General features: G+C 63.1%; 15 protein-coding genes. 7 read left to right on the forward strand and 8 right to left on the reverse strand.

The features are described from left to right. Positions 1-159 precede the first annotated feature (159 nt). Positions 160-2,130, reverse strand: a complete 1,971-nt coding sequence (locus F600_RS30080; protein ID WP_018159265.1) for an acyltransferase family protein — start codon at positions 2,128-2,130, stop codon at positions 160-162. A gap of 208 nt (positions 2,131-2,338) precedes the next feature. On the opposite strand from F600_RS30080, the gene F600_RS26840 reads away from it, so the two are divergent. Next, on the forward strand, positions 2,339-3,718 hold the full coding sequence (locus F600_RS26840; RefSeq protein ID WP_018159266.1) for a GDSL-type esterase/lipase family protein: 1,380 nt from the start codon (positions 2,339-2,341) through the stop codon (positions 3,716-3,718). A gap of 3 nt (positions 3,719-3,721) precedes the next feature. Here the strand turns inward: F600_RS26840 and F600_RS26845 are convergent, their stop codons facing one another. Further along, entirely contained in the window at positions 3,722-4,447 is a 726-nt protein-coding gene (locus F600_RS26845) for a zf-HC2 domain-containing protein (RefSeq protein ID WP_342664558.1), read from the reverse strand. A 62-nt stretch (positions 4,448-4,509) separates the two neighbouring features. Between F600_RS26845 and F600_RS0103830 the strand changes: the two genes are divergently transcribed. The 3 genes from F600_RS0103830 to F600_RS0103840 all read left to right on the forward strand — a co-directional run bounded on the left by F600_RS0103830 (position 4,510) and on the right by F600_RS0103840 (position 6,835). After that, complete coding sequence (locus tag F600_RS0103830; protein WP_018159268.1) at positions 4,510-5,046, forward strand: sigma-70 family RNA polymerase sigma factor; 537 nt, start codon at positions 4,510-4,512, stop codon at positions 5,044-5,046. Positions 5,047-5,131: 85 nt separating this feature from the next. Beyond that, positions 5,132-5,527: a cupredoxin domain-containing protein gene (locus F600_RS30085; RefSeq protein ID WP_018159269.1), complete on the forward strand. Its 396-nt coding sequence runs from the start codon at positions 5,132-5,134 to the stop codon at positions 5,525-5,527. 3 nt (positions 5,528-5,530) lie between these two features. After that, positions 5,531-6,835 (forward strand): hypothetical protein, encoded by a 1,305-nt coding sequence (locus F600_RS0103840; RefSeq protein WP_018159270.1) that lies wholly within the window; start codon positions 5,531-5,533, stop codon positions 6,833-6,835. Here the strand turns inward: F600_RS0103840 and F600_RS0103845 are convergent. From F600_RS0103845 to F600_RS32290, 5 genes are all read right to left on the reverse strand, one after another. Further along, on the reverse strand, positions 6,832-7,578 hold the full coding sequence (locus F600_RS0103845) for an SDR family oxidoreductase (RefSeq protein ID WP_018159271.1): 747 nt from the start codon (positions 7,576-7,578) through the stop codon (positions 6,832-6,834). The genes F600_RS0103840 and F600_RS0103845 overlap by 4 nt on opposite strands. Beyond that, on the reverse strand, positions 7,575-8,279 hold the full coding sequence (locus tag F600_RS26855) for a lysophospholipid acyltransferase family protein (protein WP_018159272.1): 705 nt from the start codon (positions 8,277-8,279) through the stop codon (positions 7,575-7,577). The genes F600_RS0103845 and F600_RS26855 overlap by 4 nt, the downstream gene beginning before the upstream one ends. 56 nt (positions 8,280-8,335) lie before the next feature. Further along, a complete protein-coding gene (locus F600_RS0103855; protein WP_211220036.1) occupies positions 8,336-9,403 on the reverse strand; it encodes an ABC transporter permease in 1,068 nt (355 codons plus the stop codon). 87 nt (positions 9,404-9,490) lie between these two features. After that, positions 9,491-10,690, reverse strand: coding sequence for a fatty acid desaturase family protein (locus F600_RS0103860; RefSeq protein WP_018159274.1), 1,200 nt, complete (start codon positions 10,688-10,690; stop codon positions 9,491-9,493). A 19-nt stretch (positions 10,691-10,709) separates the two neighbouring features. Further along, entirely contained in the window at positions 10,710-11,066 is a 357-nt protein-coding gene (locus F600_RS32290; protein WP_018159275.1) for a CsbD family protein, read from the reverse strand. A gap of 313 nt (positions 11,067-11,379) precedes the next feature. Between F600_RS32290 and F600_RS0103880 the strand changes: the two genes are divergently transcribed. The 3 genes from F600_RS0103880 to F600_RS0103890 are packed head-to-tail and all read left to right on the forward strand — an operon-like array spanning position 11,380 to position 13,985. Next, positions 11,380-12,111 (forward strand): TetR/AcrR family transcriptional regulator C-terminal domain-containing protein, encoded by a 732-nt coding sequence (locus tag F600_RS0103880; RefSeq protein WP_081628708.1) that lies wholly within the window; start codon positions 11,380-11,382, stop codon positions 12,109-12,111. Positions 12,112-12,126: 15 nt separating this feature from the next. Further along, positions 12,127-12,969 (forward strand): patatin-like phospholipase family protein, encoded by an 843-nt coding sequence (locus tag F600_RS0103885; RefSeq protein ID WP_018159278.1) that lies wholly within the window; start codon positions 12,127-12,129, stop codon positions 12,967-12,969. Continuing rightward, on the forward strand, positions 12,966-13,985 hold the full coding sequence (locus F600_RS0103890) for a 1-acyl-sn-glycerol-3-phosphate acyltransferase (protein ID WP_018159279.1): 1,020 nt from the start codon (positions 12,966-12,968) through the stop codon (positions 13,983-13,985). Before F600_RS0103885 ends, F600_RS0103890 begins: the two co-directional genes overlap by 4 nt. Before the next feature lie 287 nt (positions 13,986-14,272). Here F600_RS0103890 and F600_RS0103895 read toward each other — a convergent pair whose 3' ends face one another. Beyond that, positions 14,273-15,205 carry an ABC transporter ATP-binding protein gene (locus F600_RS0103895; RefSeq protein ID WP_018159280.1) on the reverse strand — a complete coding sequence of 311 codons (933 nt, stop codon included), beginning with the start codon at positions 15,203-15,205 and terminating at the stop codon, positions 14,273-14,275. Positions 15,206-15,272 lie beyond the last annotated feature (67 nt).

Raw genomic sequence — 15,272 nt, forward strand, 5'->3', positions numbered from 1 at the left:
TCGTAGGCACCAATTGGGGTGCGACCGTGAGCCCGCGGAATATCCGCACCCCTGCTGTCCGCTCGCACCGCTGTCAGCGTCGGGTTCAGTGTGCACCTAGCTGATTGGGGTGCGGCCGTACCACCGGTTCTGACGCCCGAGCACGCGCCGTACTGACGTTCATTTGTCGGCCGGCCGGAACACCTTCCCGGCTACGCCGGAATCGATGAGCAGTTGGGCGAAGTACTGGTCGCCATCCAACGTCCAGTGCGCGCCGTCCCAATAGATGATCTTTCCCGTGGGTGTGACCACCGGACAGATCTGGTTCTTGCACATCAACTGCAGCGGACTGACATAAGAGACGCCGTGACTGTCGGAGAAGCCGCGTAACCAATCGTCGATCTGCTGCATTCGTTCGAACGGAACCGCATAGAAGCCGGCCAGATACTGGTTGACGCCCTGCAACTTGCCGTACTCGAGGACGCGTTCGTATACCGGCCTCTCATTGTACGTCGCGCGCGGACCGATGATCACCAATCGTGCGTGCGGGTTGATCGATCGCAAGTGGTCGATCGCCGTTGTCAGCTGACGTGAGTACTCCTCGGGCGGCACCTCCGGAGCCCAGCGTTCGTGGATGACGATCACGTCCGCAGTGCGGGCGTGCATATTGCTCGCCAAGTAACCGAAATTCCGCTCGCAGTCGAGCTGATACCCCGGAAGAAGCCGGTGCAGTGCGTAGCACTGGTAGCCGCTCGTCCCGTCGATTCGGGGATCGAGTCCGGGGATGTCTTTGAGGCTGTAGTACGTGTCGACGGCGAAACTGTTTCCAATGACGTAAACGCTTGTGCCCGTGCCGCTGAACGGCTTGTCCGCCTCGTACGCGTTCGCCCAATAGTCCTCTTGCTGACTCGCGACCGGCGCAATGATGTTGCGGAGTTCGGGCGGCAGTCGCTCCGGCCAGCCGTTCCGCAGGTAGGTCAGCGACGTGGCCGCCAGCAGTGGAATCACCAGCACGGCGGTGATCGCCAGTCCGGCCGGCCGCCACGAGAATCGCTTGCCGATGAGTCCTTGGCGGAACGGGCGTTCGACGCTGTAATACAGCGCCAGCCCGAGCACGAACGTCACGGCGGCAAGCCCCACCATGTCGAGGCCGGTCAGCGGTCCCGCATGCATGAACCGGAACAGCACGACGACGGGAAAGTGCACCAGGTACAACGAGTACGAGATCTTGCCGACGAACCGGGTCGGTCGGTTACTGAGGATCACCGCCAAATCGGAGGCGTCGGCACCCCAGATCAGCAGTGCGGCACCCACGCAGGGCAGGACCACGGCAAACCCCGGGAACGGTGTTGCTGTGGTGTAAAGGATCACGGGCCCGACGATCAGGCTGATGCCCGCGAGGTACGCCAAGTTCGCCGTCAGTCGCGTCGCCGCCGGCACGGCCACCACGGCGAGCCCAGCACCGATTGCAAACTCGAAGATGCGCAACGGCATCAAATAGAACGCGGCGTTGGGATGGTTGATCAGCACGAACTGCGACGCGAGCAGCGACGTCACGAACAACACGGCCATCGTCGTGCCGAACCGCTTGCCGAACAGCCTCCACACCGCGAGCATCAGCAACGGCCAGATCAGATAGAACTGTTCCTCGACACCGAGCGACCAGGTGTGCAGCAACGGTTTGGTGATGGCGTCGGCATCGAAGTAGCCCGCGGAATGCCAGAAATAGAGGTTTGACACAGACAGTACTGCCGCGGCCGCCGAGACCGCCGTCCGTTTGAGGTCCGGCGGCGGCATCACGAAACACGCGACGATGAACGTGATCGCGACGGTTGCGAGCAACGCCGGGAAGATGCGCCGGAATCTCCGGACGATGAACACCCGCAGCGAGAAATTGCGCATGTGCATGTCGCGCACGATGATTCGAGTGATCAGAAAGCCGCTGATGACGTAGAAGAGGTCAACCGCAATGAACCCGCCGGTCAGAATGTGCGGGTCGAGGTGGTACAGGATCACCGCAACGACGGCGACTGCACGAATACCGTCGATCGCGGGGCGGTAATCGAGGGTTCGATTGCCGACGTTCGGCAGCTTCGCGGAGGCGGCATGCGTCGGGGTATAGCGCAGCGCTTCCACTTTGGCGTTGATCACCTCGCCCCACCCGCGTCCATTTTGACCAGAATGCCCAGATGCGAACACTAATCAAACAGGGGATATCGGCGACCCGCCGTTCGTGCTATTTGATTGCTGTTTGAACGATACTCGGTGTAGTCCCACGCGTACCCGGGTTAATAGGGCATACCAAAGTATGAAATTTTGACTTGGCACCCGTGACGGGACGACGGGTAACCTCGGGCAGATGCGCCGCGCGTCGATCAACATGTTCATCTTTGCGCTGGTCGCGGGCATTGCCATCACGATTTCCCTGCTGGTCACGCCGATGCAGAGCGTGTCGGCCGCCGGGCAAACCGTGCGAGTCGGAGCAGCTGCTCCGACGTGGTCCATGTCCGGTCCCGGCGAAATCGACCTCTTCGGACAACAACTCCCCACCACGATCGACTTCTTCGGACCCGTCCGGCCGAAACTCGAGCTCACCCGCATCGAACTCTCCCCCCAGCTCGCGAATCTCGTCGAGCCCGGCAAGGGAGCGAACGCGGCTCAATCACTGCAGCAATCACTCGTGGACGGATGGACCCACTACTTCCTGTGGCAGGTGGCCATCGTCGCGGTCGTTGCGGTTGCGCTGCTCGCAGCCATCGCCGGATGGCGCCACATTTCGATCCGCCACACGCTGGCGTTCATTGCGATCGGTCTCGTCATCACCGAGGCGATCAACGGCGGCGCGATCATGGTGACCGCGTACAGCGCCCCGTCCAAGCTGCGGGAGGTCGACTCCTTTCAGGAACTCGTCGGCATCGCGCCGACGATGGCCGCACCGGCTCACGAACAACAGTCGAAGAAGTCCTCCGACCGCATCGTGGTGGTCGGTGACTCGACCGCGGCGGGGATCGGAAATCCTCCGTTACCCAACGCAGACCAGTTCGACAAGGCATGCGAGCGCAGCATCGATTCGTTCGCGACCGCGCTGGACCAGACCGCCGATTGGCAGGTCACGAACCTTGCCTGCAGTAGCGCGACGGTTCAGGACGGCCTGCTCGGCGCACAGGCGAGGGGCGACCTCTCGATCGAGCCCCAGCTACCGCGCGCCATCGCCGCCGGCCCGAAGGCCATCGTCATCAGTATCGGCGCGAATGACGTGAACTGGTCCGGAGTCCTGCAGATGTGCGCCGTGGTCGACGACTGCCGGAACAACGCGCTCGATGCCTACTGGCAACAGCAGTTGGCGGTATTCACCCGCGAGTACCTGATGCTCCTCGTCTGGCTCCGGTCGATTCCGGACCCGCCGGCGGTCGTGGTGAACCTCTACTACGACCCGTTCGGCGACGACAACAGCTGCCTGGAACCGCTGGGCATCACCACGGAAAAGGTCAAAGTCCTCAAGGAGCACCGCGACGCGCTGAATACGGTCATCGCCAACGGTGCGACGTCGGCGGACATCACCGTCGCAAAGCCGGACTTCACCGGCCATGGCGTCTGCAGCGACCAGCCGTATGTTCAGGGCATCAAGGCGAAGGCGCCGATGCACCCCACCGCAGCGGGCGCCCTGGCTATCGCACTCGCCGACCAGGACGCCCTTCGCACCGCATTGGAGCCGACTCCGACTACCTCGCCTCGGTAGGAGTCAGGCAGCTCGGCTGGCCGGACGCAGGTGACGGCCAGGACCCGAATGGTCAGCACTCGGACCAGCGGATTCCGGGTTTCGGCCAGAGCCGACCGCGCCATCCGGGACAGCCTTCGCAGTACGTGGCTCGGGCCTACCCGGGTGCTGTGCCTGGCGGTGCACGAAGAACAGGAACGCCAGACCGACGACGAGCAGACTGTGCGCGAAGATGTGCATCGGCTTGATCGCGCCGTCGACGATGTCGTACACGGTGACCCCGACGACGAGAATCGCGAACGGGGTCAGCATCGGGAGCAGGCCGACGGTCGCCTTCGTGCGCCAGGCCGCGTACATGAGACCGCAACCGGCCGCGACATTCCAGGCTCCACCTTCACTGAAGGCGTGCAGCGCGACGCTCGGCGTGGCACTCGTCTGGAGCTGAACGACCATCTGCACCATTCCGAACACCACCTGCGCGAACCCGACCCAAGCGAGCCCGATTCGCAGCCACGGCAGCGACGGCATCGTCCACTTCGGTGCACTCGCCGTGAGAATCGCAGCAGTCAGATCCGGCACGGGAGCCGCCGACTGCACGCGAAAAGCCCGATTCAACGACTCCGCAGCGACGAGCCAGGAGCGGCAATCGGCACAGTGCTGCACGTGCTCGTCGACGAGGTCCGCAGCGAATAACTCCTGCTCGCCGTCCATCCGAGCGGACAGGGATTCCCGGCATTCATCGCACTTCACAGTCAGGTAGTCGTTCGTTTTGAGCGATTAGTTCCCGCCATCCCGGTGTTATCGTCAGCCGCGTGGAGCTTGCCGGCGAGGATGCGCTGACCTCCGTGGCGCGCGCCGCGGCCGGTGGCGATCGCGCAGCTCTCGCGTCGTTCATTCGACTCGCTCAAACCGACGTCTGGCGCATGCACGCCCACCTTTACGGGACCGACCTCGCCGACGATTTGACGCAGGAGACTTTCCTTCGCGCGATCGGCGCACTGTCGAAGTTCGCTGGGCGATCGAGTGCCCGAACCTGGCTCATGAGCATCGCCCGCCGGACGGGCATCGACCACCTCCGGGCGAAATCAGCTCGGCCGCAGGTTGTCTCAGATGAGGCCGACAGCGTCTCCCCCGGCTTTTCCGAAACCGTCGCGTTGAACGCGATACTGCGGGACCTTCCGGCGGACCGTCGCGAGGCCTTCGTCCTGACGCAGCTGCTCGGCTATTCGTATGCCGAAGCCGCCACCATTGCGGACTGCCCGGTCGGCACGATCCGATCGCGGGTCGCACGTGCACGAGAGGATCTCGTCATCGCCACAACCGGCGCTCGCGAAGCCTCCGCGATGTGACCTGCTTCACATTCACTCTCGGGAACTGCTCGGCCATCGAATCCGACTATTAGGGCGACATCCCTGATATTCGGAGGACCTGAACGTGAAACTGTCACGCACCGCTGCTGTCATCGCCGTCGGCGCCGTTCTCTTCGCCGGCGGCTGCAGCTTGAACAAGTCGACCACGACGCCGGCGATGACCACCGCCACGGCCGACAGCGACGCGACGAACGTTCCCGCCGAGGTCCCGGAGTTCATCCTTCACAACGGCGCCAAGGTCAGTGGCCCGGACACCGTCAGCGTCAAGTCCGGGGACACCGTCAAGTTCACTGTCATCAGCGACAAGGACGACCAGCTGCACATCCACGGCTACGACAAGGAAATCGAGCTGAAGTCGGGCCAGTTCCAGACGGTCGAGTTCAAGGCCACCATCACCGGCAAGTTCGAGATCGAGATCCACAGCAACGACAGCCTGGTCTGCACCCTCGAGGTCCGCTAGCTCGTGTCCAACACGACGGTGATCCTGGCCCACGGCCTCGGTGGCCGTACCGATCTGCCGGTCCCCCTGTGGATCGCGCTGACCGCCGGTACGGCTGCCGTCATCATCTCGTTCATTTTCGTCGCCGCGCTGTGGACCGAACCGCGACTACGCGGTGCCGCCGGCGGCCGTGCGATCCCGGCAGCGATCGAGACGATTCTCGACTCACCGACAACCCGGGCCGCACTGCGGGCCCTGGGCCTCGCGGTCTTCGCGGTCATGCTCGCCGAGTCGTGGCTCGGCCCTTCGGCATCTAACGAAAACCCCGCACCGACGTGGTTCTACGTGTGGTTCTGGGTCGGTCTCGTCTTCGTTTCGGTAATCGGTGGACCGGTCTACCGACTGGCGAACCCGCTGCGTACGGCCGGCACGATCGTGCACGAATTGATCGGGCGACCGGAACACGCGGAACTGCTCGCCAAGCTTCGGTACAAGCCGGCAGTCCTCGGGCTGCTTGTGTTTCTGTGGCTTGAACTCGTGAGCCCACATCGTGACGATGCGCGCGTCGTAGCCACGTTCATCACGGTGTATTCGCTGGTCAACATTGCGGCAGGTGCGTGGTTCGGCCCCAAGTGGTTCGACCGCGGCGACGGCTTCGAGGTCTATTTCTCACTCATCGCTCGCCTGGCGCCGCTGGGTCGTCGCAGCGATGGGCGACTGGTGGTGCGCAACCCGCTCGACGGCCTCCTGGCCGGGCCAGCCGACAAGGGTCTGACGCCGGTGGTACTGACTGTCCTCGGTTCGACGGCATTTGACGGCATCACGCGACTGGGGTTCTGGTCGAAAATGGACAGCGCAGCCAAAGCTTCCGAGCTGCGGCCCTGGCCGTCGATCCTGCTCGGCACGACCGGGCTCATCGTGACGATCCTGCTCATCGCGGGTCTGTACGCCAGCACGATCTGGGCCATGGAACGCTTCGTCAAGCCGGAGACCGGATCGGCGTTCGATCTGTTCGTGCACACGTTGATCCCGATCATGCTCGGGTACACCATCGCGCACTACTTCTCGTTCGCGCTGTTCCAGGGCCAAGCCGGCTACCGGCTGATCTGGGGCGATTCGACGATCGACTACACGGTCGTCGGTACCGCGACGATCGCGTTCGTGCAGATCATCGGCATCGTCGCGGGCCACATCGTGGCGGTGTTCTCCGCGCACGATCAGTCGGTCAGCGTGCTCCGGCCCGGGTTCATCAAGTTCGGGCAGATCCCGATGATGGGCCTGATGATCAGCTACACGATGGTGGGAATCACGCTGGTCAGCGCCGGCTAGTTTCTCGCCCTTGCCCACTCGGCGAACGTTCCGGTCCCGACGGCTTGCTCCGGGCAGGTCAGGCCGCCGGCCCGGAGCGCTTTGCCCAGCTTGCCCGGCACCCGAAGTCCCAGAACGGGCTTCTTCTTGCCCTGGATCTCGACGTACGTCTTGGCCATGTCTTTCAACGTCGTCACGGTCGGTCCGCCGATGTCGGCGACTCGGCCCTGCGGTGCCTGGACCGCAAGTTCGGCGAGACGGTCCGCAACCTCGGTGACCTCGATCGGCTGGATCTGCGCACCCGGCGCGATCACGAACGGAAGCTTGCGCTGCGGCTCGAGAAGCATGGTTCCGACGAGGTCGTGGAACTGCGTCGCACGAAGGATCGTGAACGGAATTCCCGAGTCCTCAACCAGCTTCTCCACCTCGAGTTTGATGCGGTAGTACGGCATCGGGATCTTCTCGATCCCGACGATCGAGATGTAGATGAAATGGTCCACGCCGGCACTCTTTGCGGCAGTGAGGAGGTTCCGCGCCTGCTCGACGTCGGTCTTGCCGAAGCGCTTGGTGTCCGACGCGCAGTGCACGATCGTCGTGACGCCTACCAACGCGGTCGCGAGACCGTTTCCAGTCGTCAAGTCACCAGCGATATCGTTGGCACGCTTCGGATTTCTCGTCAGGACCCGAACCTGAAGACCACGCTTGGAGAGGTTCTCGACGAGGGGCTTGCCAACGGTTCCAGTACCACCAGTCACGAGGATCACAGCGCAACCTTAAGCTCTTCGACACCCTTCCGCAGAGCCACATTGATCTGTTCGGTGATCGATTCGATCGTCGCGTCGGGTCCGATCTCGAGTGGTTCGAAGATCAGAATCCGGTGTTTGGTTCGCTTGAGCCACTTCAGCTTCTTGTTGTAGAAGTCGAACGATTCGTGCACGCCCCACTGCACAACAGGAATCACCGGAACACCGGGCGCAGCGAGCGCGATGCGGGCCGCGCCGGTCTTCGCTGGCTGCGGCCAGTATTCGGGGTCTTTCGTGATCGTTCCCTCGGCCATGATGCCGACGATCTTGCCGTCGGCGAGGGCTTCGGCCACCGTCTCGATGACCGCATCCGAACCACCGCCACGCTTGACCGGGATAGCCCCGATGCCACGAATGGCTCGCCCGAGGATGCTGTCGAACATCTCCTGCTTGCCGATCATCGTCGGCAGTCGCTTGGCGTCGCCGACCATCATGCCGACCATGATCGGGTCAACGTGCGAAATGTGGTTGCTCACCAGCAACGCGGGACCGGTCTTCGGTATGTTGGCGAGCCCCCGGTAGCGAACCTGCACCAACATCCGGAAGAAGCCACCGATCAGATAACCGAAGTAAAACCAGAATCCGGGAAACTTCTCGCCGCGCCACACACGCAGTGGCCACGGAATCGGCTTCTCCCAGGTCTGGGCATCCTGCCTCGCCATATGAATATGAAACCCGCTGCCCGACAACGATGTATCAGAGTTCGCGCAAACCCGTGTCAGGCGATGCGAACACCTCGACCGAGCACACCCGCCGGTGCCCGCAACCGGCGTATGGTCGTCGCCACCGCGAGTGCGCCGATCAGCACATCCATCGCCAATCCGACGGTCCACGCGGGCACCACTGACTGTGCCGGTTCGTAGGGTGGACGCCGCGTCGATTCGACCGAGTTGGCGATTCCAGTCATGGGATCGAGGTCGTTGGCGACGAGTCGCCCAGACCGGTCGAGGTACGGCGGTGCAGTCGGCGCGGCATCGGCCAGGATGACGAACGGGTTCGGCGCCAGGAGCCACCACACCTTCTCGAACTGCGGGCGGTTCGCGGCGTAGCGCTCGGTGTGCCACTGCGCCGGAGTCGTCGAACCGTCCGGATTGACGCAGGTTTCGGGATGAATCGAATCGAGGTGTCCCTCTTCCGCGCACGCCGGGAATCGGTACATCTTTTCCACGTATTCGCTGGTCGCCGAAGCTGCCAACCCGAATCCGATGACCGATCCGACCGTCAGCACAAACACGGCGACGTACGACATCACCGCCGAGGTGGTGCCACGCAGGAAGATCGCCGAGAAGCATTGGGCGATTGCGCACACGATCCCCAGCAGGATCACGACCACGAACAGCGTGACGACGGCCTGCAGAAACCCGACTCCACCTTCGATCATCGCCCACACGACCATCGGCACGGAGACCAGCACGAACACCGCGGCGGTCGCCCACGCGGCCAGCAGCTTCCCCAGTGCGATATCGGCCGGCGTCAATAGAGTCACCTGCAAGGACGCGAGAACTCCGCGCTCACGATCGCCGTTGACCGACTGCGACGTGAGGGCCGGCACCACCAGAAGTCCGAGCCCGAGCAGGAAGAGCATCAAGCCGCCGAACATCGGCGTCCCGATCTTCGGGCTGTTGGACGTGACGAGCGCCTCGCGAAGCAAAGCGGTGAACGCCAACAAGACGGCGAACCAGATTCCGAGAATCCAGCGCCACCGCCCAGCGCGAAGGCGCAACCGGAACTCGTGACGCGCGACAGTCGCGATTCCGTTCCAACTCACCAGAGCAGGGCTGATCACAATCCGATCTTCCACCTCAGCCCAGGTCCCCGTCGACACTTCGAGGCGGACCTGGGCCTTCTCGTGCGGGTGCGGGAATCCGTCGCGCTAGGCCAACTGTGCAGTCAGGAGACCCCGCCGGCAGGCGGCTGAGGAGGCGCTTCGCGCTGCCAGCGGGGCGTGATCTTGGAACTTCAGTTCGGACGCGGTCTCGGGTGCGTCGTCACTGGTGGCAGTCAAGAACCGATCCGGCAGAGCTAGCTTGTGGATGGTTCTCAGCGTGAGCAGGTACTGATGCGCAAGCCCGCCGGTGGTGTATGGCAAGTCGTATTTGGCGCACAGCGCACGCACTCTCGTAGAGATCTCGGCGAGTCGGTTGCTGGGCAGATCCGGGAAGAGGTGGTGTTCGATTTGGTAGCAGAGATTTCCGCTCGTGAACGCCATCACCCGGCCCGCCCGGAAGTTGGCCGAACCGAGCATTTGCCGTAGGTACCATTCCGCTCGGGTTTCGTTCTCGATTGCCGCTCGCGTGAACTTTTCAGCACCGTCTGGGAAGTGTCCACAGAAGATCACGAGGTAGGCCCACAGATTACGGAGCAGGTTGGCCACAGCGTTTGCGGACAGCGTGCGGCGCCACCGACGTCCGCTCAGTGCCGGCACCATCACATAGTCTTTGCCGACCTGTCGCGCGATCTTTGCGATGAATACTCGGGTGACTGTCTTCTTCTCCCGGGCAGTCGCGGCACGGTCGCGTTCGGCGTGATAGTCGGTGAGCGCGATACCCCACTCGAAAGTCGCCGCGAGAATGACATTCTGCAACGGCTGCAGCAGGTACCCCTTCTTCCACGGCTGGTCTCGCGTCATCCGCATGACACCGAAACCGACGTCATCGTCGAGCCCAAGGACGTTGGTGAATACGTGGTGGCGGTAGTTGTGTGCATACCGCCACTGCTTCGATGGCCCCGCCATATCCCATTCCCACGTCTGGGAATGGATTTCCGGATCGTTCATCCAGTCCCATTGGCCGTGGGAGACGTTGTGGCCGATCTCCATGTTTTCCACGCTCTTGGCCAGGCCAAGTGACATCGCACCGATAGTCCAGGCGATTTTCGAACGCGTCACGCCGATGAACACGCGCGCTGCAACGTCGAGAGCGCGCTGGAACGCGATGGTCCGTCGGATGTAGTTGGAGTCGCGAGTGCCACGTGATTGTTCGATGTCGCAGCGGATCGCATCAAGTTCATACCCCAACGCCTCGACATCCGCGTCGGTCAGATGTGCATATGCCGGGACGTCCGTGATCGCCATTAACTGTCCTGACAAGTCACTAGTACTGACGGCGACCGAAAGTGGGTCGACCCATCGAGCCCATCACGAGCAGAACCACTCCAGCGACAACAAGGACGAGTCCGATGGTCGTGATGACAGGCATTCCGAGGAAGATCCCGGCGAGAAGGAGTACGACCCCGAAGACAGCCCCGACGACTTCCGCTCTGTTGATTCCGCGCGTTGGCGACAAGAGCGTGTTCTTCAGTTTCACGCCCGCTTGTTTCGAGTTGCCCCTGGCCTGATCGACTGCACCCCCGGCCTGAAGACTGCGGTTGCGGGTGACTCGGCCAAAGTTCTTCTTCATCGAGCCTTTGGCGGCCTCGGCCTTATTGGCCATGTTCTTTGCGATTCCCATGACGGCAACCAGCCTTGCGATACAGCTTCTTGATGAAGCCTCTGCGGCAAGTCTACGCCGTATACAGACGTCGTAGTTCTACGGCTCTTAGTCGTCTGAGGAGTTGTGCTGCAGGAGCCACGCGAGCGCTGCAATGGCGAGAACCGCGACGACCATCCAGATGAAAGTCCCAGCGTCCATCTTTGTTCCTCACGGCCAGATACCCCCATTGCACGCTGGCTTTGTCGCCATGTCAATGCCGTAGGACTACACTGCCAATATACAGCGTAGACAGTCTCCTTCAATTGATTATGGAAGCCAGGTGTCGATTCTGATGATCGAACCACCGACCGAATCCGGCACCTCCGACCTGAGTCAAGGTAGGGGGCCGCCCAAGTCTGGCCGCCTCACCCGCGCTCTGGTGCTGGCCGCAGCACTCGAGGTCATCGACCGAGACGGCATCGATGCGCTGTCTATGCGGCGACTTGGCGATGCGCTGGGACGGGACCCGATGGGCCTCTACCGGCACACCCCAAGCAAAGCGGCCCTGCTGGACGGCGTCGCCGAAATGGTTCTCGACCAACTCGCGGTCGATACCACCCAGGGCGACTGGGCCGGCCAACTGCGGAACCTGGCACGCGACTTCCGGATGCTGGCACTGGACCATCCGAATGTGGTGCCGCTCTTGGTAACCCGGCCACTGGCCACCCCGCTTGGACTGCGCCCGCTCAGCTCACTACGACCGCTGGAGAGCATCCTCACCCTGCTCACCCGGGCGGGGTTCTCCGTCACCGACGCTCTGCACATCTACCGCGCCCTGTTCGGGTTCCTCTACGGGCACGTCCTCAACGAACTTGCGGAGCTCGTCAAGCGGCCCGAAGAAGCCGAAGATCTCTTGCGATTGGGTTTGCACCGGCTCCCTATCGCCGAGTTTCCGCTCCTGCGTGAGCTTGCCTCGATCCTCGCCGCATACGACGGCGCCAGTGAGCTCGAACGCGGCCTCGACATTCTTCTCACCGGTCCGCTCACCGACCCCGGCCATCAAACGCGTGAGGTCGTAACCTGAAGTCGAGGATGCGCAGTGCCCATTCCGGAACGAACCCAGGTCGCCTTCGTACTCGGAGGCGGCGGGATACTCGGCGCGACGCAGGTCGGGATGCTGCGTGCACTCCTCGAATCGGGACAGACCCCTGACCTGGTACTCGGCACCAGCGTCGGCGCGCTCAACGGTGCAATCCTGGCGGGTGGACCGACACTCGCCGTTGTCGACCATCTGACGACCTTGTGGACGTCCATGTCGACGAGCGGGGTATTTGCCGAGTCACTGTTCGAACGAGCTCGGACCCTGGTCAAGCACGGAACTCACCTGCATTCCCCAGGCCCGTTGCGTCAGCTGTTGGAACGGCAGTTGGCCGTAGAGCGAATCGAGGATCTGCCGATCCCGTTCCAATGCGTTGCCGCGAGCATCGAACGTGCGGCGGCCCACTGGTTCACCGAAGGCTCGATCGCAGATGCCGTACTCGCATCGTGTGCGGTGCCGGGGTTGCTGCCCCCGGTCCGGATCGACAGCGAGACCTACATCGACGGTGGCATCGTCGACAGCGTTCCGGTTGGCCGGGCGGTTCAGCTCGGCGCCACGGAGGTCTACGTGCTGCACGTGGGGCGAATCGAGCAGCCGTTGACGGCGCCCCGCCGTCCGTGGGAGGTGGGGCTGGTTGCGTTCGAAATCGCGCGGCGGCACCGCTTCGTCGAAGCGATGGCAAATTTGCCCGACGGCGTGAAAGTGCACCTGTTGCCCAGCGGCAGTGACAGCACGCCATCGGTCTCCTTGCGCTATCGCAGTCCATCCGGCGTTGCCGACCGCATCCAACGCGGCTACGACGCGACGAGCGCGTTCTTGAGCGGAGGAGCGTCACCACAATGAGCGTGCCGCTGCCGCCGCGCTGGTTGCGGCGGTCCGTCATCGTTCCCCTCTGGCTACCCGTCGGGGTCGTGCTCATTGTCGTGTTTGCACTGATTGCGATGGCAGCCGCTGTGGTGGCACCGATTACGCCGCGTCGTCGCGTGTTGCGATTGGCGGCGTTTGCGGTCATCTATCTGGCCATCGACCTCGGCCTCATCGTGGCGTGCACCGGGCTTTGGTTGCGCCATCCGACCCCGGCAGGCCACGAAACGAAGGAATGGGACAGTGTGCATACTCGGCTGTTGTTCTGGACCCTCTCGCGCCTGCTGAAGGCCGCCAGAGTGCTTTTCGCGTTTGACGTGATCGTCGAGGAACCCCCGGACGCCGCTGCCATGCGATCCGGCGGGCCGTTACTTGTCCTGGCACGCCACGCCGGTCCGGGCGATTCGTTCACGATCGCCTATCTGTTGATGTCGCGATATCGGCGCCGGCCGCGAATCGTCCTCAAAGATGTTCTGCAGTTTGATCCGGGGCTCGACATGCTGTTGAACCGCATGTCGTCGTGCTTCTTGCATTCGCGCACCGGCGCCGGTGACGACCTCGCCGACCAAGTCGCCACGCTGGCAGCCGACTTAGAGAACGACGACGCGCTCCTCATCTTCCCCGAGGGAATGAACTGGACACCCCGCCGTCGCCGACGAGCTATTCGTCACCTTCGCCGTTCACAAGAACCTGAAGCCGCCGCTGTCGCCGAAGCGATGACACACGTTCTGTGCCCACGTCCCGGCGGCGTTTTGGCTGCTCTTGACGCGCGCCCCGATGCCGGGGCGGTGATCGTGGCTCATACCGGATTAGACACTCTCGTCACCCCACGACAAGTCTGGAAACGCCTGCCGTTGATCGACACACCAATGCGTTTGCACTGGTGGTTTCAACCTCCCGGCGAGCTTCCGGCCGGCGATGCCGAGCGAGTCCAGTGGCTGGAGCGTCAATGGACTCAAGTGGACCAGTGGGTAGAAGAGCGACAGACGCCGTGACAACGAACGGCACCCGAGAACATCGAGTGCCGTCCGCGTGCACAAGGCCCGGTTACCAGGCGTGCAGGATCACGCGGTGCAATATGGCCTCGGCGTAAGGAGTCGTTGTCTTCCCCGTACGCAAGCCCACCGCGCTTGGCCCATTGAGTGGGCCTTGCTTTGCGTGGGTGCCTGGAACTCATGCTGGGCGCCACGACCTCCAGAGGAAGTGTGTCCGACCTTCGTCTGTCGTGGCGCCGTACCCTCGGTCTACCCCGCATATGCAGGGAGCGCAACCACCTGAGCTTTCAGGAGACCGCGGGATCGTTGCCGTAGAAGGAGAGATAGGCCGTCTCAAGAGCACCGGCGACCGGCGCACACGTCGTCAACTGCACGCCGTGGCTCACCAGGTTGGCGATCAGCTCGGCGGCCTCGGCGTCGGAGTCGAGCATTATTTCGGCGCTGTCCCCGATTGGCTTCGGATCGCGCCCAAGCCGCAGGAGTGCGTTGAGCAGCTCTGTCGGGTCAAGTGCCCGGAGCCGCCACTGCTTGTTTTGTTCGCGGCCCAGGTGAGCGATGGTCTCTTCGCCGATGGTCCGACCCCGGTCGACGAACACAGCGCGATCGGCCATTTCCTCGAGCTCGGCAAGGACGTGGCTCGACACGATGATGGTCTTCCCGAGGGCAGCAAGGTCCCGCAGCAGGGTGCGAAGTTCGATGCGGCTGCGTGGGTCCAGGCCAGCGGCAGGTTCGTCGAGCAGGACGACGCTCGGGTCGTGGACCAGCGCCCGAGCCAAACCGAGCCGCTGCTTCTGACCTCGGGAAAGGACGTGGACGGGTCGATCCGCCAGATCCGAAAGAAAGAGCAGAGTGAGCAGCTCCTCCGCCCGTTCCCGACCCTGATCCTTGGGCACCCGGTACACGGCGGCGACGAACTCGAGAATCTCGCGGGCGGTGAGTGTTTCGTAGGTTCCGAACGAATCCGGCATCCAGCCGAGTTGCTCGCGCACCTTTCGCGGATCCTTCGCGGGGTCGAAACCGCCAACTCTGACGTCACCGGAGTCGGCTTTCAGCAACGTGGCCAGAATGAGAAGGAGCGTGGTCTTGCCCGCGCCGTTCGGACCAACGAGCGCGGTGACCTGGCCCGGAAACGCCGTCAGATCGATCGACTCCAGCGCGGTGAACTTGCCGAACGTCCGCCGGACGTTGCGACACTGGACGCCGGGTTCGGGCGCGGTCATATTCGCGACAATACAGACGACTGCTGAGCGAATCCTGAAGCTGGATCATGGACTTCGCGGTGAGGGC

It is taken from the genome of Smaragdicoccus niigatensis DSM 44881 = NBRC 103563 (assembly GCF_000380645.1).
Classification (GTDB): domain Bacteria; phylum Actinomycetota; class Actinomycetes; order Mycobacteriales; family Mycobacteriaceae; genus Smaragdicoccus; species Smaragdicoccus niigatensis.